Consider the following 20,609-nt stretch of genomic DNA (forward strand, 5'->3'; position numbering starts at 1 on the left):
CAATCCTCCAAAAGATCAAAAGATAATCTCTTTTTAACCACTTCATTGCAGGATACAACAGTTCTTAATAATCCGAAAACGATCTTCGTTTGTTATTTATAAAAGAGACTGAAAATTATGAAGAAGAAGTTTACTATATTTGTCGTGCTATTGGCCGGTATCATTTACACTGGCCATGCACAAGGCGTACAATGGATTTATCAACAAAAACAGGAGAAAAAAAACATGAAGAATCTGAGTGAAATATATTTTGCAGGCGGTTGTTTCTGGGGAACAGACCATTTCCTGAAACAGATCAGAGGAGTAAAATCGACTCAGGTCGGATATGCCAACGGAAACATTGCTAATCCGACTTACCAACAGGTGTGTACAGGAAAAACCAATTTTGCAGAAACCGTTAAGGTGGAGTATAATCCACAAGAAGTTCCCCTAAAACTATTGATCGACCTTTTTTTTAAGACAATAGATCCTACAAGTCTGAATCGACAAGGCAATGACAAAGGTTCGCAATATCGCACCGGTATTTATTATACTGATAAAGTTGACTTGCCGACTATCCGGACAGCCATCGACGAATTGGCTAAAGAGTATTCCAAACCTATAGTCATAGAAGTGAAACCCTTATCCAATTTCTACAAAGCCGAGGAATATCATCAGGATTATCTGGATAAGAATCCCGGAGGATACTGCCATATTAACCCTGCACTATTCGAGTTGGCAAAAAAAGCAAATGCACAGGCTGAGCAGCCCCAGACAAATTACAAAAAGCCGGATGACGCCACACTTCGTAGTAAATTGACGCCCGAGCAATATGCGGTCACACAAAAGAACGCAACCGAACCAGCTTTTCATAACGAATACTGGGATGAAAAACGAGATGGCATCTACGTAGATATCACTACCGGTGAGCCTCTTTTTATATCAACAGATAAGTTTGATTCCGGCTGTGGCTGGCCCAGTTTCACCAAACCGATAGAAAAAGAAGTGATAAAAGAGAAGATGGATACATCACACGGAATGATACGCACAGAAGTACGGAGTAAAACGGGAGATGCACATTTAGGACATGTCTTCACGGATGGCCCTAAAGAAAAAGGAGGATTACGTTATTGCATCAACAGTGCATCCTTACGCTTCATTCCAAAAGAGAAAATGAAAGAAGAAGGATATGGAGAGTACTTGAAACTTCTGCCTCAAAAATAAGTCACCAACAGATATCAAAATCATTGTCGGAATCCCAGTGTACACAAAAAGAGGATATCCACAAGATTATCGTTTCTGAAATATAGACGGATTAAAATTCTGTAAAACAAAAAAGCCGGTTTCAAAATTGAGACCGACTTTTCCATTTTTTCTATTCGTAAGATTACTTCTTTGATTCTTCCAAAGATACTTTACGGAATTCTTTCATTGCTTTTTCGATTTCCAATGAAGCTTTACGGGCACGAGTTCCTGCAGCTTTGTTACCATTTTCAATCTGAGCATTTGCATCTTTGTTGAACTCAGCTACCAAAGTAGCAATCTTTTCTACTAATTCTTTCATAATCCTTATTTATTTCTTCGTTAATAATGATGGGCAAAAATACATCCTTTCCCGAAATAAACGCATAAAAACGATATTTTTTTTGAAATTATCAGCTAAAAATCAGCAAAAAAATAAGGTTTAGTCTTTTTTATCTACTTTTGCAGGCATGAAACCGCTTACAGATACTGATTACATACACGCATTGATAGCCGAAGGGGAGCATCAACAGCAAGACTTTAAATTTGAAATATCCGATGCCCGTAAAATCGCCAAAACACTGTCAGCTTTTGCCAATACCGATGGAGGACGGCTGTTGATCGGCGTTAAAGACAATGGAAAAATAGCCGGCGTACGTTCGGATGAAGAAAAATATATGATAGAAGCAGCTGCCCAACTTTATTGCCGGCCGGAAGTTGATTATTCCATGCAAACATTTCACGTTGAAGGACGTTCTGTATTAGTCGTACAAATAGATGAAAGTGAACACAAGCCCGTTTTTGCAAAAGACGAAAACGGTAAATCACTGGCATATATTCGGATCAAAGATGAAAATATCCTGGCTACTCCGGTACATTTGCGCGTCTGGCAGCAAAGCGGTAGTCCGGCAGGAGAATTGATCCGCTATACCGAACGGGAACAACTGTTGCTGGACTTACTGGAAGAAAATACTTCGCTTTCTCTTAACCGCTATTGCCGGCAAGCAGGTATTTCCCGACGGGCTGCAGAGCATTTACTGGCTAAATTTATCCGGTTTGATATCGTGGAACCGATATTCGAGAACCATAAATTCTACTTCAGGCTAAAATAAAAGAATTTGCCCCTGATACCAATTAATTAATAGATATGAATCTAATTAACGATATATTATGGACCTACATCCTGATTGCAATGCTGTTGGGATGCGCCATTTGGTTCACGATTAAAACCCGTTTCGTGCAATTCCGCATGATCGGCGAAATGCTACGTCTGTTGAAAGACTCTGCCGGAAAAGGAGAACATGGAGAGAAACATATTTCTTCGTTCCAGGCCTTTGCCATATCACTGGCAAGCCGTGTCGGTACAGGAAATCTGGCTGGCGTAGCTACGGCAATTGCCATCGGCGGACCGGGTGCCATATTTTGGATGTGGATCATTGCTCTATTAGGAGCATCGAGTGCTTTTGTAGAATCTACCCTCGCACAATTATATAAGGAAAAAGGGAAGGAATCTTTTATCGGAGGCCCTGCCTACTACATGAAGAAAGGGTTAAAAAAACCATGGATGGGAATTCTGTTTGCCATACTGATTACTGTCACTTTCGGATTTGCCTTCAACTCAGTACAAAGCAATACCATTTGTGCAGCTGTAGAACATGCGTTTGGCATCAGCCATGTGCCTATGGGCATCATCCTGACCGGACTGACTCTATTGATTATTTTCGGAGGTATCCAGCGCATTGCTAAAGTAAGCAGCATCATCGTCCCTGTCATGGCACTGGGATATGTAGGATTGGCATTGGTCATTGTACTCATCAATATCACACATCTGCCGGATGTTATCGGAACCATTGTCAGCCATGCTTTTGGTTGGCAACAGGCTTTAGGAGGAGGTGTAGCAGCTGCATTGATGCAAGGCATCAAACGTGGGCTGTTCAGCAATGAAGCCGGTATGGGTTCGGCACCGAACGTAGCTGCAACCGCATTCGTATCACACCCGGTGAAACAAGGACTGATTCAGACCTTAGGAGTTTTCACAGATACTCTTATTATCTGTTCATGCACAGCATTCATCATTCTTTTCAGTGGTGCTCCGCTCGATGGTTCGACCAACGGAGTACAACTCACTCAACATGCGTTGAACAACGAAATAGGAAGCATAGGAGGTATATTTGTGGCAGTTGCCCTTTTCTTTTTTGCGTTTAGCAGCATCATCGGCAATTACTATTATGGAGAAGCAAATATCCGATACCTCACCCACAAACGATGGATAGTTTACCTTTACCGTCTATTGGTAGGAGGGATGGTATGGGTGGGAGCCATGTCCACTCTCGATTTTGTATGGGGACTGGCAGATATCACCATGGGGTTAATGGCCATCTGCAACCTGATAGCGATCGCCTTTCTGGGAAAATATGCTTTCCGATTGCTGCAGGACTATCGTGAACAGAAAAAGTCAGGCATCAAAAGCCCGGTATTCACCAAAAACAAGATGAAGGATATTGAAAAAGATATTGAGTGTTGGTAAAGAGCCTCAAAAAGAATAGATGTTATCCGTATAATCTGTAGTAATTTAACAACTTATTTAGTAAATTTGCAACCTCAATCTATAATTGACAAAATGACTTATGAGCATATTCGCTAACTTATTTAAAAAACAGGCCGACGCTGACGCAAAAGTAGTAGGCAATGTAGAAGATTTCGTATCACTGACACGTGTATATTTTCAATCTGTAATCGCAGTAAATTTAGGTATCACGAATATCCGTTTTCTGCCGGATGTAGCCAACTTCAAACGTTTATTCAAAGTAGCCACACAAGGTGGCAAATTAGGACTTGCCGAGAAATCAGCTTCCCGCAAGATGTTGATGCAGGATTACGGCATCAGTGAATCGTTTTTTAAAGAGATAGACACCTCTATCAAGAAAAACTGCCGCACACAAAATGATGTACAGGCATATCTTTTCATGTACCAGGGATTCTCAAGTGACCTGATGATGCTGATGGGTAACCTGATGCAATGGAAGTTCCGTATGCCGGCGATATTCAAAAAAGCCTTGCGCTCCATGACAGAAAAAACTGTGCACGATGTATGTACCAAAACAGTATGGAAAGCTGATGACGTACACAAAACGGCTGCCGCAGTACGCCAGTACAAAGAACGTCTCGGATTTTCGGAACAATGGATGTCAGAGTACGTATACAACATTGTTTTACTGGCTAAAAAAGAGCCGAAACATAAGGACGAAGAAGCGAAAGCAAAATGAAAAGCGGAATGTTATTAAACAAAAAAGAATCGTAAAGAATAGCACGAATAGCAAAGCGGAGGTTTTCTACCTCCGCTTTTTTTGTTATATTTATGCAAATATTTCAATTTTAACAATCTAAAAACAATCGCGTATGAAACAAAAGAAAATGCTTTCACTCACACTTTCCCAAATACGGCAACTATACTGTCAGGAGTTACCTGAACTCACAGCAATGGCTCAACAAAGTCTTGACGACACCGACTTTAAAAACCACCTGCAAGAGTTCCTCACTCCTTACATATCCGGAGGGAACAAAGCGGGTGAGCAAATTCGACTCCTTATCAGCTACGACGGAAAGACTGTTCATGAGCTGTCTAACGAACAGGATATGCAAATACAGACCTTATCTCTTCTCCGACGCTTCTTGACCGGGAATTTGGAAAATGCAGAAATACCTACTGACTTATTCCTGGACCTATACTATCTCTTTAAAAGGCTGGAAGAGCCGGAATCCCCACTCCCCTCTCCACAACGAATTAAAAACCGAACCGAACGCTGGGCCACCGGACTGGACGAAGATGTGATAGAGTTACGTTCCGAGAATCAGGAACGGATGCTGCATCTACTGATACAAAAAATAGAAAACCGGAAATCCAAACCATCTTCACGTTTTCACTTTGAAGAAGGAATGAGTTATGAAGAGAAATATCAACAGGTCTGTCAGTGGTGGAACGACTTTCGCTTCCATCTTTCAATGGCCATCAAAACTCCTACCGAGTTGAACCGCTTTCTCGGGAACTCCCTTTCCAGCGAAACAATGTATTTGTTGTCACGGGCCCGCAAAAAAGGAATGCCTTTTTTTGCCACTCCTTACTATCTTTCTTTACTCAATACCAGTGGAGAAGGGTATAACGATGAAGCCATCCGCAGCTACATTCTTTACTCCCCCCGTCTGGTAGAAACCTATGGTAACATTCGTGCTTGGGAACGTGAAGACATTGTAGAAGCCGGTAAACCGAACGCCGCCGGATGGTTATTGCCGGATGGACATAACATCCACCGTCGTTATCCGGAAGTAGCTATCTTGATCCCCGATACAATGGGACGGGCTTGTGGAGGATTGTGCGCTTCATGTCAACGCATGTACGACTTCCAAAGCGAACGATTGAATTTCGAGTTCGACGCACTTCGTCCTAAAGAAAGCTGGGACAAAAAGCTACGCAGATTAATGTCTTATTTTGAAGAAGATACCCAATTACGAGATATATTGATTACCGGAGGAGATGCTCTGATGAGTCAGAACAAAACCCTGAAAAATATTCTTGAGGCTGTTTACCGCATGGCCGCACGTAAAAGAAAAGCAAATCAGGAACGCCCGGAAGGAGAAAAATACGCAGAATTGCAACGTGTCCGTCTGGGATCAAGATTATTAGCTTACCTACCTATGCGTATTAACGATGAATTGATAGAGATTCTAAGAGAATTTAAAGAAAAGGCTTCTGCCATCGGAGTGAAACAATTTATTATTCAAACTCACTTCCAAAGTCCTTTAGAGGTTACTCCCTACACCCGGGAAGCTATCCGGAAAATCCTTTCTGCCGGATGGCTGATTACGAATCAGCTGGTATATACCGTAGCTGCATCCCGACGGGGACACACCACAAGACTGAGACAAGTACTCAATTCGCTGGGAGTAGTTTGTTATTATACCTTCTCCGTCAAAGGATTCAATGAAAATTATGCCGTATTCACTCCCAACAGCCGATCGATGCAGGAGCAACATGAAGAAAAAGCATTTGGCAAGTTGACGCAGGAACAGGCTGAAGAACTGTACTCTCTTCTTGAAACAGGTGAGGACATCGCTACTCGAATACGTCATTTCATGAAGAAACATCATTTACCCTTCATGGCAACAGACCGAAGTGTACTTAATCTGCCCGCTATCGGCAAGAGCATGACATTCAACCTAGTGGGAATAACAGAGGAAGGCAGACGTATCCTTCGTTTCGACCATGACAGCACCCGCCGTCATAGCTCTATCATTGACAAACTGGGAAAAATATATATCGTAGAAAATAAATCACTCGCAGCTTATCTAAGGCAATTAAGCAAAATGGGGGAAGATCCGGAAGATTATGCCAGCATTTGGAGCTATACGGAAGGAGAAACAGAACCTCGCTTCAAGTTGTATGAATACCCTGAATTTGAATTCCACACAACAGAACGGATGAGCAATCTGGAAGTATTATAAACAACAAACAGTGAACAATAAACAGCCTCCTAATATATAATGCGTATCCTGTTTATTATTCACTGTTCATCACTCTTTGCCGAGCGTCCGTTATTCCTCGTTTTCCTCTTTCACCCGAATTACGATATTCGCTATGATAGCAGTCAAACCACCGGTCGTGATGCCAGACGAAAAGATACTACGAATAGCTTCCGGAGCCTGGCTTAACACATCGGGCATCAATTCTACTCCAAGTCCCAATGAAAGACTGACAGCCAATACCAATGTTTCCTTCCGTCCGATATTTTGTGATGCAACAATGCGGATTCCGGCTGCTGCGACAGTTCCGAACATTAACAAAGTAGCTCCGCCTAACACAGGGTCCGGCATCAGTGAGAAAACAGCTCCCACAATCGGAAATAGCCCCAAAAGAATCAACATTGCAGCTATATAGTAACCCACATACCGACTGGCCACTCCTGTCAATTGAATGATTCCATTGTTCTGAGCAAAAATAGAATTAGGGAAAGAGTTAAATATACCTGCCAGAAAAGAGTTAAAACCATCGGCCATCACACCTCCCGAAACTCGTTTGAGATAGTCGTCACCCTCGATCTTCAAACCAGAAATCATCGAATTGGCCGTTACGTCTCCGGTCGCTTCGATAGCTGTAATCATATATACGAGCCCGATGGCAATGAAAGAAGACACATTAAAATCGAGTCCGTATTTAAAAGGCTGGGGAATATTGAAACTCATCAGCATCTCTACATTCAAAGCACTCATATCTACTTTTCCCAAAACAAAAGCAAGGCCGTATCCCAAACAGAGTCCCAACACAATGGAACTCATGCGCAAATACTTATTCTTGCAACGGTTAAAAAACAGCACGCTGAGCAAAACCGCACCTGCAATCGAAAGATTCTCCCAAGAAGCAAACGTACCATTATCCATCGCAGTATAACCACCTCCACAAGAGATAATACCTACTTTTATCAGACTTAACCCGATAAGCAACACCACGATACCCGAAACCAACGGAGTAATAATATTACGCATATATTTGAAAGTGCGGCTGATGATCATTTCAATGGGAGCAGCCGCCATACAGACACCAAAAATAAGAGGAAGTCCACCGACAAGTCCCGTAGCAATGATAGGACCGATAAACGAAAAACTTGTTCCCTGAATACAAAGCAACTTTGCCCCTATAGGTCCAAAACGGCGACACTGGATAAAAGTAGATACCCCCGAAGCAAAGAGAGACATCGAAACCAAGAAACCGGTTTTCTCCACATCCAGTTTCAAGGCACTGGCGATAATCAACGGCGGAGTAATAATAGCTACAAAAATAGCAAGCAGATGCTGCAATGCCGCAAATAATGCATCTTTAAAAGGCGGACGGTCTTCAATACCGTATATCAAGTCTGTTTTCATCAGTTTTTAGTTTATTGTCCATTTCAGTGCCAGTGTAGGGATGACATAAAAACCATCGCGTCCACCAAAATTATTACTCAGCTCAACTTCTGAGCCCACACTCAACTTAAATTTATCACTGATACCTTTTATACGGTTCAGATTCACCCAAAACTGGGGCTCGGTAAGAAAAATAGTCTTCCCATAAGCAGTCTCCTCACGCCACCAGTCAGCAAAGCCGGAAAAAGTGAGCAAGTTATTGCTGAAATTCATATACCAGGTTCCGGTCAGCTGAAAGTTATTGGGAGAATGGTGTTTCTGAATATACTTATACATGGCCGACAATGAAAAGCCACGCGAGAAAGCAGTATTATTATAAGTATAGGTAACTCCCCCCAAATAAGCGTTCTGATAAGAAAAACCTTTGGCAAGACCTCCATTATACTCCACATGTACCGAGAACGGATTCTTCCAGAATTTCAATTCACGGGCTATTTCCCAATAAGCAGCCGCTACTCCGTCAGAAGTATAGTCCATGTCCACAAAGAAATAAGTACTACCCCACTTATCAGGATGAAACTTCTCCACGGTAGAGGTTAATACAGGACGGTCCTTTAAATCTTTATCATACAAAGAACGTCCGAAATCATAGTGCAACTGAATGTTTTGTGCCCTTAATCCGATGCCAACGGATAACAAAAACAGGCAAAAAAGAGCAATAGCAGTCCTTCTCATGTTGAATGTTTTTTTATTAAGGCGCAAAAGTAATTAAAAATCGTGGGAGTACGTTTCTATCAAATAGATATTATCACTATTTTTGCTCCCGATCAAATAGTAAACAATGGACATAGAAATAGAAAATCATCCGTTAGAGCCCTTTCTCCCCGCCAATGCCCGATTGCTGATGCTGGGAAGTTTTCCACCTCAAAAGAAACGATGGTCGATGGATTTTTACTATCCGAACCTGAACAATGATATGTGGAGAATCGTGGGATTGCTGTTCTTTAACAACAAAGACTACTTCCTTAACGAAACCCGGAAAGCTTTCTGCCGCGAACGCATTATCAGCTTTCTCAACGATAAAGGAATAGCTTTATTCGATACCGCTTCGGCCATCCGACGCCTACAGGACAATGCCTCAGACAAGTTCCTGGAAGTGGTGCAGCCCACTGATATAAGCCGACTTCTCGGACAACTCCCGGAATGCAAAGCCATCGTCACAACAGGGCAAAAGGCAACAGATACACTCCGGGCACAATTCGAAGTGGAAGAACCCAAGGTGGGCGATTTCTCTGAGTTCGTCTTTGATGGACGCCCGGTGCGCTTATACCGCATGCCTTCTTCTTCACGAGCCTATCCGTTGGCACTCGACAAAAAAGCGGCAGCATACCGCACCATGTATCAGGATTTACAAATGCTTAATATAGAATAAATATGAAAACTCTCTTTTTGCAATATCCCGCATGCAGCACTTGCCAGAAAGCTAAAAAGTGGCTGATAGAAAACAACATTGAGTATACTAACCGCCTTATTGTGGACGATAATCCCACAGTAGAAGAATTGAAAGCTTGGATTCCACTAAGCGGACTACCCGTTAAGAAGTTTTTCAACACCAGTGGTGTAGTATATAAAGAGCTGAAACTCAGCAGCAAGCTTCCTACAATGACTGAAGAAGAACAGATCGCCCTTTTAGCTACCAATGGCAAATTAGTGAAACGCCCGCTGGTAGTGACCGAGCGCTTCGTATTGGTAGGATTTAAACCCGAAGAATGGGAAAAATTAAAATAATTAGCAACTTCTTTGCATAAAAGCTTGCAAATTCAGAAGTTTATTCTACCTTTGCAGCCGCAAACACGGGAGTAGCTCAGTTGGTAGAGCACCGGTCTCCAAAACCGGGTGTCGGGAGTTCGAGCCTCTCCTCCCGTGCAGAAAAAATCCCGCTTAGGTCACATGACTTAGGCGGGATTTTTCATTAATCAAAAACGGATACTGATTTCTACCGGTTCCTCACCCATTGTCCAGTCAGGTCCTTCCTCGATCAAGCGAATGGCTTCCTCATCAGCCGAAGCACAAAGTCCCTTTTTAACAGTAATGTCTTGTGGACGTCCTTCCTTATCTACCCGAAAAGTAAGAATAACTTTTCCCTTGGCACGCGCACAGTCTTTATCAGACGGATGAACCAGACTCTCTTTCAGATATTTCCGAAATGCCTTTCTACCTATGGTAGGTTGGGGAGTACCGGACATTTTCAGACTCGCTACAGCTCCCGTTATACTCCCTTTCGACTGCGAACCATACCCTACCACTACCACCTCATCAAGCGTGGCTTGATCTTCGTTCATCGCTATCAATAAGCTTTTAGTCGTATCAACCGGAAGCGTAACGGATTCATAACCAATATAATCGACTGCAAGTTCCCGATTTCCACCTGTCTTCAATACAAAATTACCATTTACGTCGGAGATAGTTCCCTGATTAGTCCCTTTCAGCTTAACGGTAGCACCGACAATAGGATAACCGCTGGAGTCTGTCACTCTGCCATGTACTTTACCCCCAACCGCTACCTGAGCAGTAAGGCTGCTGTCATTAGCCGGAATAGATTTCATAGCCGAACTTGTGGTAGCAGCCAAAGGCTCTTCGGCAATAGTGGTTTCCAATGCCTCATCGATCCATCCCTGTGTCATGGCCTGAGGCACCTCTGTGTGGGGAGATACAACAACTTTTTTCTCTCTATTCCCGGTTATCAATCCCTTCTGAATAGTTGCGGAATCTTTTCTCACCGTCGCCACCAAATCCTCTTTCTTTTCTTCCTTTTGTACAGACAAAGGTTCCAAGTGAGATACTTCTTCCATTGCTATCCGTGCTTCATCCGGTAAAGTATTCTCCTGAAGCAGGAAATAAGAACCGATACAAACTCCGATCAGAAGGCTGGCAGCCACACTCCAAGCAATGGTATGCCTGCGTTTTTGCGTTACGCGCATATTCACCCGGCGACGCAACAACTCTATTTGCTCATCGGCTCCACTCTCCACCCGGCTATACCCTTCCAACGCATCGGCCAAAAAAGGATCACGCATCGCTTCTTTCTCCAATCGATGTGCTTCTTTCCCCTTGCGGAATCCCCGTATGTAATCCGATAGTTTCATCCCTTAAGCTGATTTTTAATGCAAATCTTTAAATTTCGTTTTCCATTTTGGATATAACTCTTCACATTGTTCAGAGTAAATCCGTTTTGTTCCACAATGTCGGCATACGACATCTCTTCGAGAAAGAAACGCGTAATACTGGTCCGTTGTTCTTCGGGCAACTTTTCGAGACAGTGATGTAATGCCTTCAGTTGTTCCTCCGAACTTTCCTCTTCACTTAATAGATGCAGAAATTCGTCAGATTCCATAATATTAACCGTATAATCTAACGGAATTTCTTTATTTTCCTTCCGTAAAAGTTGCAGGCAATGATTCTTCGCTACCCGGTAGAGCCATGGCTTGAACACTTTTATCTCATAATTTCCCAACTTAGGTAGTAAATCTTCAAATAGTTGCATGACTGCTTCCTGTGCCCGGTCTTCATCATGCAGGTATTTCAGGCAAAGTCCATACAGTAACGGTATATATCGGTTATATAATTCGCCGAAATATTCCGTATCGCCAGACTTCGTATAGTGTATCAGTAATTCCTCGTCCGATAGTCTCGATATGTTTCTTTTGAAAAACAACATCTATTCCTCTTCTTCGTCGATAACGACTTGATATTTTTCTTTCATTACTTCAAAATCACCTGTAATCTGGTCTAATATTTCATGTGTATCTGTACTCTTTACCAATGTGGGTATACCGTAATAGACGGATGCTTTGTAGGGTAGCAGTATCATTTTGCCTTTAGGCAGTGAACGTCCCATGCCGGTCATGAACACGGGAATATATTTCACTTCAGGTCGCAGAGACAGGATACGGGCTATACCGGATTTTATTTTTCCCATTTGTTCCGACTTTCCTCTGGTTCCTTCCGGAAAAAGAATCAGTGAATATCCGGCATCAATGGCTTCGAGCATCTTGCGAATCGGATCATGTTCCGAATCTTTTTCCCCTTTTCTCCTGATTAAAAGAGTATTGATGAAAAAGTTACTTATCGAAGCCTGAAAGCGAGTTTTCCCGAAATAATCTTCTGCCGCTACAGGTTTGACTTTCCATAAAAGGTTACCGGGCAAAGAAGATAGCAAACTGAGGGTATCCAAGTGGCTGTTATGATTGGCAAGGATGATAAACTGCTTCTCCTTTTTGAGGAACTGGCAATCGGTGAACTGAACCCCTACGATTAATTTCAGGAACCAGTGGAAAACACCTTTATATATAATCCGCATGGCAACAGATTGCATGAATCTTTTTTCCATCTTTTCCTCTTAATAAGCAATATAATAAACTAAATGAAAAAATACGGGGGCAGTGTAGGCCAGAGAGTCGATCCGGTCGAACACCCCTCCATGACCGGGAATACTGTTTCCCATATCTTTGATTCCTTTGTCTCTCTTGATCGCGGAGATGACTACATCTCCCGAGAATCCGGCAATTGCGATAAGGGCACTTACCAGGATGACATTAGGAGCGGAGAGGGGAGTCAGGAAACCGAGAAAGTAACCAATCACAGTGGTACTGATTACACCACCCAGAAAACCTTCCCATGTTTTGTTCGGACTTATTTTCGGAAGTATCTTATGCCGTCCCAAGAGTTTACCCCAAATGAACTGCATGACATCATTTATTTCGGTAAGGAATACAAGGAACAACAGCAGACCTCGTCCTCCTGAACTGAATCCCGGTAGTTCGGGAAGCGACAGGAGATAAGCAAGGTGACTGATACCGAATACCGAAAGCATCAGAATCCATTGCAACAGGGCCATCGACTTGGTAATTCCATGCGTGTCTCCCTTTAAAACCAGTCGTAAAGGCAATACAAGGAACATGACTACCGGAATGAATATGATGAAGGCTCCATACCAGGCCAGGTAGGCAAGGTAATATTGAATGGGAATGGCTAGTATGCCCCAGAACAATGCTCCGCGATCCGCTTCTCTGAATCCCAGTACCGAATAAAGTTCTCTGAAGGCGATAAAAGAGAGAAATGCAAGGAAGAAATAAGAGATGTTATAGCTGATAAATACGGCACCGATAAACATGCCCGCCATGATCCACCATGAGCGTGTGCGTGCAGCGAGTTCACTGATATTTGTTTTCGGAAATATCTTCTTTACGAGAAAGAGAATAAGGCTTGCCGTAACAAGTAGTCCGATGATAAGCGAGATGACAATAATCAGTTCATCGCTTAATGTGGGGAATATTTTATCCAGTAGATCTTTCATTTTATTTCAGTGTTTGTAGTGTGTGATATGAGGTACAAGCGGTGTATCAGTGTTGCGATAAGACCGATGTTGATAATGATTAGAGCTATGAAGCATACCATCTGGTCGTATCCTGAATAAATAGTGCAAGTGGCGACCACGAAGGTAAGAGTCAATAATGCCATACGGTGCTGCTTGGCCATCGGGCCGTTAAAGAAATGCTGGTGTGTCTTGTATGCCCCTATCCAGCGGAAATAGGCAGTCATAACAGCGAGAAAAGCAGCCAACCATCCCAATTCAATGCCGAATCCACCAGCTACATACCCCACGGGAATGATGAACAGAGCATCGGCAAAGCGGTCGGGCATATCGTTATAAAGATCTCCATTGGCACTTTTCTTTCCTCCTTCAATGGCTACCATCCCGTCGAACAGATTGCAGAGTAATCGCGACTGCATACAAACGATAAACAGAATATAGGCTACATATTTATTGAAGCCGGGATAAATGACTGTGCCAATCAGCAGGAGACATCCCACCATAGCGAAGAATACACTCATCATGGAAATTTGGTTGGGTGTGACACCCCAATGAGTAAGTTTACGGGCAATGATATTAGCCCAGGCCGTGTTTCGTGAGGCTATTTCCCGCCTTCCATCAACTTCATTTTTCATATTTGTGATATGTTTATGATTCGCAAATATACACATCATCTGATGAGTTGCAAAGGAATGAGTGAGAATTTTGAAATGAACCTCTTTTGCAGCAAAATAAAAAAAGTTTGGGTTGTTTATGGAATCTGTGTGGAATCTGCATCTCTATAGTAAAAGCGAACTAATAGTAACATTTTAAAATAATGAAGTTATGAAAACAAATCAATTCAGAGCGATGGTGCTCGCACTGCTAATGGCAGTTATCTCTTTGGCTACAGTGAGTGCACAAGCTATTACTGTGTCGGGTACTGTAACAGATGCAAAAGATGGAACTCCGCTTGTCGGCTGTTCGGTACAGATAAAGGGTACTACGAAAGGTACGGTGACGAACATGAACGGTCAATACACGATTCAGTCTAAGAAAGGAGAGACGTTGTTGTTTCAGTATATCGGCTATAAGCAAGAGAAAAGGGTGGTAAAATCGTCCACGCTGGATGTGAAGATGAAAGCTGACGAACTTGTATTGGAAGAATGTGTGGTTGTAGGATACGGACACGAACTAAGGGCCACTAAATCAATGTCTACTGCTTATATGGCAGTATGTCCCGCATCGGGAATCATGTATAATGCTGTAAATGCGGAAGAATATGGCGAGATTCAGGAAAATGGTTTCAAGAATGTGTCGGATGCTCCACTTTCTACTTTTTCTATTGACGTGGATGCCGCTTCTTACAGCAATATGCGTCGTTTTATCAATAAAGGTAAACTGCCTCCAGTCGATGCAATCCGTACGGAAGAATTAGTGAACTACTTTTCCTATGATTATCCGAAACCGACGGGAAGTGATCCTGTGAAGATTACGATGGAAGCCGGAACCTGCCCTTGGAACGCAGATCACCGTCTTGTCCGTATCGGACTGAAGGCTAAAGAAATCCCGACGGACAATCTGCCTGCATCCAATCTTGTCTTTCTGATCGACGTCTCTGGCTCTATGTGGGGAGCGAACCGGTTGGATTTAGTGAAATCCTCTCTTAAACTATTGGTAAACAACTTACGTGATAAAGATAAAGTAGCTATCGTGACTTATGCAGGCAATGCCGGTGTGAAACTGGAAGCAACTCCGGGCAGTGACAAACAAAAGATACGTGAAGCCATTGACGAGCTGGAAGCAAGTGGTTCTACCGCAGGAGGTGAAGGGATCATGCTGGCTTATAAAATAGCCCAAAAGAACTTTATATCAGGAGGCAACAATCGTATCATACTCTGCACCGATGGTGATTTCAATGTGGGCGTATCATCGGACAAGGAACTTGAAAAGCTGATTGAACAAAAGCGTAAAAGCGGTATATTCCTCACCGTATTGGGATACGGAATGGGCAACTACAAAGACAGCAAGATGCAGACTCTCGCCGAAAAAGGCAACGGAAACCATGCCTACATCGATAACTTACAAGAAGCCAACCGAGTATTGGTGAACGAATTCGGAGCAACTTTACACACTGTTGCCAAAGACGTAAAGTTACAGGTAGAGTTCAATCCGGCACAAGTGCAGGCCTACCGACTGATAGGTTACGAGAGCCGTTTGCTTGCAGACGAGGATTTTAATAACGATACAAAAGATGCCGGAGAAATGGGAGCCGGACATACAATGACAGCTTTCTATGAAGTAATTCCCACGGGAGTAAAGAGTGATTTTGCAGGAAAAATAGACGATCTCAAATATCAGAAAAAACAAAAACCATCTACGCCTCTCAATGAATCTGACGAGTTATTAACCATTAAGCTACGTTACAAAGCTCCGGACAGTAATACCAGCAAGAAGATAGAATTGCCGTTGATTGACCATAAAAGCAACCGGGTCTCTGCCGATTTCCGCTTTGCAGCCGCAGTAGCCATGTTCGGACAACTACTGAGAGACTCGGAATTCAAAGGAAACGCCACTTATGACAAAGTGATCTCTTTGGCAAAAACCGGATTAGAAAATGATGAAAAAGGGTACAAAAGAGAATTCATACGGCTTGCAGAAACTGCCAAAAGTCTCTGAGATTGTGGAAGTTTTCCACGGTATCCACACTCCAAAGTCCCGTTTTCCACAGTTTGAACTTTAGGTTATCGTTCATAAACAGCTATATACTAGCACTATAACACATCCACCTTCGTTTTGGCACGAGGCTTGCACTATTATTATCGTAAGCAAGTGGCTTACAGAAAAACAAACTTCATTTATTAACTTAAAACTTACAATTATGAAAAAGGTATTAGTAGCAGTAGCATTGGTTATGGGATTAGGTAGCTCAGTAGCATTCGCACAGAACGCAGAAAACGCTAACGCAGTGGTAGCAACCGCACAAGCTCCGCAAGACGAGTATACAAAGATTGAAGTAAAGGATCTGCCCGCAGCAGTAACCGAAACTCTCGGAAAAGCTTATCCTGAATCAACCATCAAGGAAGCATCGGTAACAACTAAAGAAGAAGGTAAACTTTACAAAGTAGTCGTTACTCAGAAAGACGGAACAGACGTGACTGTGGTATTGAACGAAAAAGGGGAAGAAGTAAAATAAAAGTGCACGTTTAAAGGGCGAAAAGCACTGTTTCCAATCAGGGGAGCAGTGCTTTTCCCGTTTATGGAGGAATGTGGACTTACCATTACAGTTTATTTGCCTCTTATCATCTATTGACTGGCCTCCTCCTGTCCGGCAACGAATGATAGGGACAATAAATATAAGCAACCGACTTCCGGAACAAAATTCAGAGTCACTACTTAAATCAACTCGTAGCTGCTGCTCTGGATGGGCATATCGAGATTGTGAAGTACCTTCTCCAACAGAATACCCTCACGATTGTCGTACTCGTAACCGAAAGTAGCACGAATGCCCTGCAAAATAAACTGCGTAGCACGGTCCAGAGCAATGGGAAGACTGTCTCCCTGCAATAAAGCTCCGGTAATGACACTCGTAAACGTATCTCCCGTACCCGGATAATGGGCGGGCAAATAGGGACATGTGATTTTCCAGTAACGGTTTCCTGTCCGATTGTAAGCATAAACAGAAGTTTTGTGGGGTTCGTCCAACACCGGTACACTGGTGATAATGACCACTTCCGGCCCTTTGTCCGACAAACAACGCAAATACTCTTTTAGTTCCTGATCGGTATTACTCTCTTTATACGGCCGGTCGAGCAGATAGAAAAGTTCCGTCAGATTGGGGGTGATCACATCGGCATGTGTGACTAAATGCTGCATTTCCACCACCATCGATTCATTGAAATTGGAATAGAGCTTACCATTGTCTCCCAAAACGGGATCTATTACAGTCAGACTATCTTTTCTGCGAAAATCACGAATAAAATCAGATACAATCTGAATCTGTCGGGGCGATCCCAGATAACCGGTATAAATAGCATCAAACTCCACTTCCAACCGTTTCCACTCAGCAATGATACGAGGCATCTCGTCCGTCAGATCAAGAAAAGTAAAATCAGGATACTGCGTGTGGTTAGACAGGATGGCCGTAGGCAACGGACATACCTGAAACCCCATCGATGACAGAATGGGAATGACGACCGTCAGAGAGACCCTTCCCATACCGGAAAGATCGTGAATGGCCGCCACCTTCTTTACTTTATTTGCAAACATACACTTATATTAATCAAAACCAATATTCATCCAGGCAACCCGCAGTCGCATCTCCTCTGACACTGCTTCGTTACTTTAATATTACCAATACATCTCTCGCTCCATGAGCTCCCATCACCAATGCCTGTTCAATGTCGGCAGTCTTTGAGGGTCCCGAGATAAATGTACCGAATTTATATTTTTCATCTTTTATCCGTTCGTAAGCCTGATGCATATTGCTCACAATACGATTTTTGTCCAGAACAATCACCAGCTTCTCAGCAATAAAATAGAGTGCCTTGTATTTCACTGTCTGAGGAATCCAGACAGCCGCATTCTCGGCTACTCCGATTTCACCTTTGACAACGGCTATATCGGTTCCGTTCAGATCCTGCGCACGACCTAACAAATCAGGATTGAACGTAGCACACGTGATTTCCTCCAAATCGGAAGCAATGCTGCCGGCATCAGGGTAAGTACGGCGAATGACAGCATTGATATCTTCTCCCTCACCGAGCACAATAGCCTCACCACCGACGGCAAAACTCATTTCACAGAATTTGGCAACCACGTCCGGATAAACAGTTGCATTGATCTGCCAATCGGGATATTCGTAGCGGTTCTTCGTATTTTTACGGATACTCGCTAATATGTCTTCTTTACTACTCATTTGTTTTCCTCCTTTCCCTGCACTTTATTTTTCTTCCACATCTCGTTAAACGATTCGCCCGCGAATTTAGGAAGTTCTCGTCCTTTTCCCCACGCATCCAAATCGTTATACTTCATAAAACGTGGCAAATGGTTAACTACCGGAGCAGCCCAAAGCGCCGCATTGAAAAGCGTAGGATGATCCATCAACACCTTCATGCCACCGGACATTATTTTCTTACCCGTATTAGCTTTTCCAATCTTATCCAGATCCTGCCTCCATTTATAAATCTGTTCGGCCAAGTCCACCTTTGCCGGACAAACATCCGAACAAGACATACAGAGAGAACAGGCTGACAGATTATCGTAATACTTTTCCGGATCATGTGCCATTCCCAGATTGATACCGATAGGTCCGGGAATAAAGTAAGTGTAAGAATATCCTCCACTCCGACGATACACCGGACACGTATTCATGCAGGCACCACATCGGATACAGTTCAAAGTCTTGATATGATCGGGATGGGCCAGCAGGGCACTCCGTCCATTATCTACAATAATAATATGATATTCACCTCCTTCACGGGGATTCCGGTATTGAGAGGTATAAGTAGTGATCGGCTGTCCCGTTGCCGAACGTGCCAACAGACGGGTAAACACTCCCAGAGCCTCCATGTCCGGCACAATCTTTTCCATGCCGAAAGCAGCAATATTCAGTGTCGGGCACGATGTACCCATATCGGCATTTCCTTCATTGGTACAAACCACAATATCTCCGGTAGACGCCACAGCAAAGTTGGCTCCCGTCATAGCGGCTTCCGCATTCAGAAAGATATTTCGTAAGTTCTTTCGGGCGGCATGGGTCAGATAAGTGGGATCAAAATTCCCTTTCTCCGTTCCCATTTCTTTCTCAAAAAGTTCTCCTACCTGCTCACGCTTGATGTGGATAGCCGGAAGTACAATATGACTCGGTGCCAGATTCATCAATTGCAGGATACGCTCACCGAGATCGGATTCCACCACATCGATTCCTTTCTCTATCAGAAACGGGTTCAGTTCGCACTCTTCTGCCAACATCGATTTGCTTTTTACAAAATGCTTTACTCCGTGACTGCTCAATATTTCATAAACGATGGCACGATACTCTTCCGCATCTTTTGCCCAGTGAACGATGGCTCCATTGGCTGTGGCATTCTTCTCAAACTCCAGCAAGAGTTCCTCAAGGTGGCTGTTGGAGTAGAGTTTCAACGCACATGCCTTATCACGCAATTCTTCCCACTCGGGTACTTCCTTGCTCATCTTGTCTCTCTTGGCACGAACCATCCAAAGGGTCTCGTTGTGCCATGCTGCCATCACCGGATTTTCCAGGAATTTTTCGGCAGCTTTTGCATGCTTGGTACTCATAATTGTGATGCTAATATTTCTACAACATGAATCATTCGGATAGGCAGGTGCTCACGTTCGATGATACCCTGCATATGCATCAGGCAGGAGCTATCCGCTCCGGTGATGTATTCGGCACCGGTCTCCATGTGATGCCGTATCTTATCGCGTCCCATACAGACTGAAACAGCCTGCTCCTCGACTGCAAACATACCTCCGAAACCACAACATTCGTCCACATGGGAGGGCTCAAAAACTTCAATTCCTTCGACCATCTGAAGTAAATCACGCAATTTATTAAAATAAGGTATATTCAGTTCGCTCGGAGCTGACAGGAAAAGTTCACGTACACCGTGACAACTGTTATGGATGCTGACTTTATGGGGAAAGCGGGCAGGAATTTTCGTAGGTTTTATCACATCGTGAATGAAAGCGCAAAGGTCATATATCTTACCTGCGCTTTGGCACTGATGGCCTTCTTTGGCCAGAATGCCGGGATGATTCTCTTTCACAAAAGCCACACAACTGGCAGAGGGACCGACAATGTAATCGTACTTCCGGAATAAATCATCGAAACGAATAGCCATTTTTAAAGATTCATCTTGAAAACCGGCGTTCGCCATGGGCTGTCCGCAACAGGTCTGGTCAAGAGGATAATCAACATCCACCCCTAAGTTCTTCAGTAATTTATATGATGCCACCCCTACCTGCGGATAAATGGCATTGATATAACAGGGGATAAATAAACCTACTTTCATAATATATCATTAATTAGTTACAAGTCACGAGTCACAAGCTACGAGTCACAAACGATCAATAACACACAAGACACAATACGGCTGCCTATATCTTGCAGCTTATC

At 43.3% G+C, this 20,609-nt stretch carries 21 protein-coding genes and 1 tRNA gene; 10 read left to right on the forward strand and 12 right to left on the reverse strand.

Annotated features, from left to right (window positions below; all coding sequences use genetic code 11):
- The first annotated feature begins 117 nt into the window (after window positions 1-117).
- Window positions 118-1,203 carry a peptide-methionine (R)-S-oxide reductase MsrB gene (gene msrB / locus BF9343_RS16285; protein WP_009292704.1) on the forward strand — a complete coding sequence of 362 codons (1,086 nt, stop codon included), beginning with the start codon at window positions 118-120 and terminating at the stop codon, window positions 1,201-1,203.
- Between the two features lie 163 nt (window positions 1,204-1,366).
- Here the strand turns inward: msrB and BF9343_RS16290 are convergent, their stop codons facing one another.
- Window positions 1,367-1,543, reverse strand: coding sequence for a histone H1 (locus BF9343_RS16290; protein WP_005780999.1), 177 nt, complete (start codon window positions 1,541-1,543; stop codon window positions 1,367-1,369).
- A gap of 148 nt (window positions 1,544-1,691) precedes the next feature.
- Between BF9343_RS16290 and BF9343_RS16295 the strand changes: the two genes are divergently transcribed.
- The 4 genes from BF9343_RS16295 (at window position 1,692) to BF9343_RS16310 (ending at window position 6,720) form a co-directional block, all read left to right on the forward strand.
- Complete coding sequence (locus BF9343_RS16295) at window positions 1,692-2,333, forward strand: AlbA family DNA-binding domain-containing protein (RefSeq protein WP_005790370.1); 642 nt, start codon at window positions 1,692-1,694, stop codon at window positions 2,331-2,333.
- Between the two features lie 35 nt (window positions 2,334-2,368).
- On the forward strand, window positions 2,369-3,748 hold the full coding sequence (locus BF9343_RS16300) for an alanine/glycine:cation symporter family protein (RefSeq protein WP_005790372.1): 1,380 nt from the start codon (window positions 2,369-2,371) through the stop codon (window positions 3,746-3,748).
- A 100-nt stretch (window positions 3,749-3,848) separates the two neighbouring features.
- Window positions 3,849-4,487 (forward strand): hypothetical protein, encoded by a 639-nt coding sequence (locus tag BF9343_RS16305; RefSeq protein ID WP_005790373.1) that lies wholly within the window; start codon window positions 3,849-3,851, stop codon window positions 4,485-4,487.
- 133 nt (window positions 4,488-4,620) lie between these two features.
- Window positions 4,621-6,720, forward strand: a complete 2,100-nt coding sequence (locus BF9343_RS16310; RefSeq protein ID WP_010993392.1) for a KamA family radical SAM protein — start codon at window positions 4,621-4,623, stop codon at window positions 6,718-6,720.
- A 90-nt stretch (window positions 6,721-6,810) separates the two neighbouring features.
- On the opposite strand, the gene BF9343_RS16315 is transcribed toward BF9343_RS16310, so the two are convergent.
- On the reverse strand, window positions 6,811-8,136 hold the full coding sequence (locus tag BF9343_RS16315; RefSeq protein WP_005790376.1) for a nucleobase:cation symporter-2 family protein: 1,326 nt from the start codon (window positions 8,134-8,136) through the stop codon (window positions 6,811-6,813).
- Window positions 8,137-8,142: 6 nt separating this feature from the next.
- Entirely contained in the window at window positions 8,143-8,850 is a 708-nt protein-coding gene (locus tag BF9343_RS16320) for a nucleoside-specific channel-forming Tsx family protein (protein ID WP_005790377.1), read from the reverse strand.
- A 106-nt stretch (window positions 8,851-8,956) separates the two neighbouring features.
- On the opposite strand from BF9343_RS16320, the gene BF9343_RS16325 reads away from it, so the two are divergent.
- The 3 genes from BF9343_RS16325 to BF9343_RS16335 all read left to right on the forward strand — a co-directional run bounded on the left by BF9343_RS16325 (window position 8,957) and on the right by BF9343_RS16335 (window position 10,041).
- Window positions 8,957-9,547 (forward strand): uracil-DNA glycosylase family protein, encoded by a 591-nt coding sequence (locus BF9343_RS16325; RefSeq protein ID WP_005790379.1) that lies wholly within the window; start codon window positions 8,957-8,959, stop codon window positions 9,545-9,547.
- Between the two features lie 2 nt (window positions 9,548-9,549).
- The gene (locus BF9343_RS16330) at window positions 9,550-9,903 is read left to right on the forward strand and encodes an arsenate reductase family protein (RefSeq protein WP_010993393.1); all 354 of its coding nucleotides are present in this window, start codon (window positions 9,550-9,552) and stop codon (window positions 9,901-9,903) included.
- A gap of 65 nt (window positions 9,904-9,968) precedes the next feature.
- Window positions 9,969-10,041, forward strand: a tRNA-Trp gene (locus BF9343_RS16335).
- A gap of 50 nt (window positions 10,042-10,091) precedes the next feature.
- On the opposite strand, the gene BF9343_RS16340 is transcribed toward BF9343_RS16335, so the two are convergent.
- The 5 genes from BF9343_RS16340 to BF9343_RS16360 are packed head-to-tail and all read right to left on the reverse strand — an operon-like array spanning window position 10,092 to window position 14,124.
- A complete protein-coding gene (locus tag BF9343_RS16340; RefSeq protein WP_010993394.1) occupies window positions 10,092-11,261 on the reverse strand; it encodes an energy transducer TonB in 1,170 nt (389 codons plus the stop codon).
- A complete protein-coding gene (locus BF9343_RS16345; RefSeq protein WP_009292693.1) occupies window positions 11,258-11,833 on the reverse strand; it encodes an RNA polymerase sigma factor in 576 nt (191 codons plus the stop codon). The genes BF9343_RS16340 and BF9343_RS16345 overlap by 4 nt, the downstream gene beginning before the upstream one ends.
- Window positions 11,834-12,490: a lysophospholipid acyltransferase family protein gene (locus BF9343_RS16350; protein ID WP_005790386.1), complete on the reverse strand. Its 657-nt coding sequence runs from the start codon at window positions 12,488-12,490 to the stop codon at window positions 11,834-11,836.
- Between the two features lie 24 nt (window positions 12,491-12,514).
- Window positions 12,515-13,471, reverse strand: a complete 957-nt coding sequence (locus tag BF9343_RS16355; protein WP_005790388.1) for a phosphatidate cytidylyltransferase — start codon at window positions 13,469-13,471, stop codon at window positions 12,515-12,517.
- Entirely contained in the window at window positions 13,468-14,124 is a 657-nt protein-coding gene (locus tag BF9343_RS16360) for a CDP-alcohol phosphatidyltransferase family protein (RefSeq protein WP_010993395.1), read from the reverse strand. Before BF9343_RS16360 ends, BF9343_RS16355 begins: the two co-directional genes overlap by 4 nt.
- Window positions 14,125-14,314: 190 nt before the next feature.
- On the opposite strand from BF9343_RS16360, the gene BF9343_RS16365 reads away from it, so the two are divergent.
- Together BF9343_RS16365 and BF9343_RS16370 are read left to right on the forward strand one after the other, a co-directional pair.
- Window positions 14,315-16,147: a vWA domain-containing protein gene (locus BF9343_RS16365; protein WP_010993396.1), complete on the forward strand. Its 1,833-nt coding sequence runs from the start codon at window positions 14,315-14,317 to the stop codon at window positions 16,145-16,147.
- Window positions 16,148-16,349: 202 nt separating this feature from the next.
- The gene (locus BF9343_RS16370) at window positions 16,350-16,664 is read left to right on the forward strand and encodes a hypothetical protein (RefSeq protein WP_005790398.1); all 315 of its coding nucleotides are present in this window, start codon (window positions 16,350-16,352) and stop codon (window positions 16,662-16,664) included.
- A 200-nt stretch (window positions 16,665-16,864) separates the two neighbouring features.
- Here BF9343_RS16370 and BF9343_RS16375 read toward each other — a convergent pair whose 3' ends face one another.
- From BF9343_RS16375 to BF9343_RS16390, 4 genes are all read right to left on the reverse strand, one after another.
- Window positions 16,865-17,737, reverse strand: coding sequence for a pyridoxamine kinase (locus BF9343_RS16375; protein WP_005797836.1), 873 nt, complete (start codon window positions 17,735-17,737; stop codon window positions 16,865-16,867).
- A 70-nt stretch (window positions 17,738-17,807) separates the two neighbouring features.
- The gene (locus tag BF9343_RS16380; protein WP_005790401.1) at window positions 17,808-18,386 is read right to left on the reverse strand and encodes a LutC/YkgG family protein; all 579 of its coding nucleotides are present in this window, start codon (window positions 18,384-18,386) and stop codon (window positions 17,808-17,810) included.
- Window positions 18,383-19,768: a lactate utilization protein B gene (locus tag BF9343_RS16385; protein WP_005790403.1), complete on the reverse strand. Its 1,386-nt coding sequence runs from the start codon at window positions 19,766-19,768 to the stop codon at window positions 18,383-18,385. Before BF9343_RS16385 ends, BF9343_RS16380 begins: the two co-directional genes overlap by 4 nt.
- The gene (locus tag BF9343_RS16390; RefSeq protein ID WP_005790405.1) at window positions 19,765-20,505 is read right to left on the reverse strand and encodes a (Fe-S)-binding protein; all 741 of its coding nucleotides are present in this window, start codon (window positions 20,503-20,505) and stop codon (window positions 19,765-19,767) included. Before BF9343_RS16390 ends, BF9343_RS16385 begins: the two co-directional genes overlap by 4 nt.
- Window positions 20,506-20,609 lie beyond the last annotated feature (104 nt).

Origin of the sequence: Bacteroides fragilis NCTC 9343 (genome assembly GCF_000025985.1) — a bacterium.
Lineage (GTDB): Bacteria > Bacteroidota > Bacteroidia > Bacteroidales > Bacteroidaceae > Bacteroides > Bacteroides fragilis.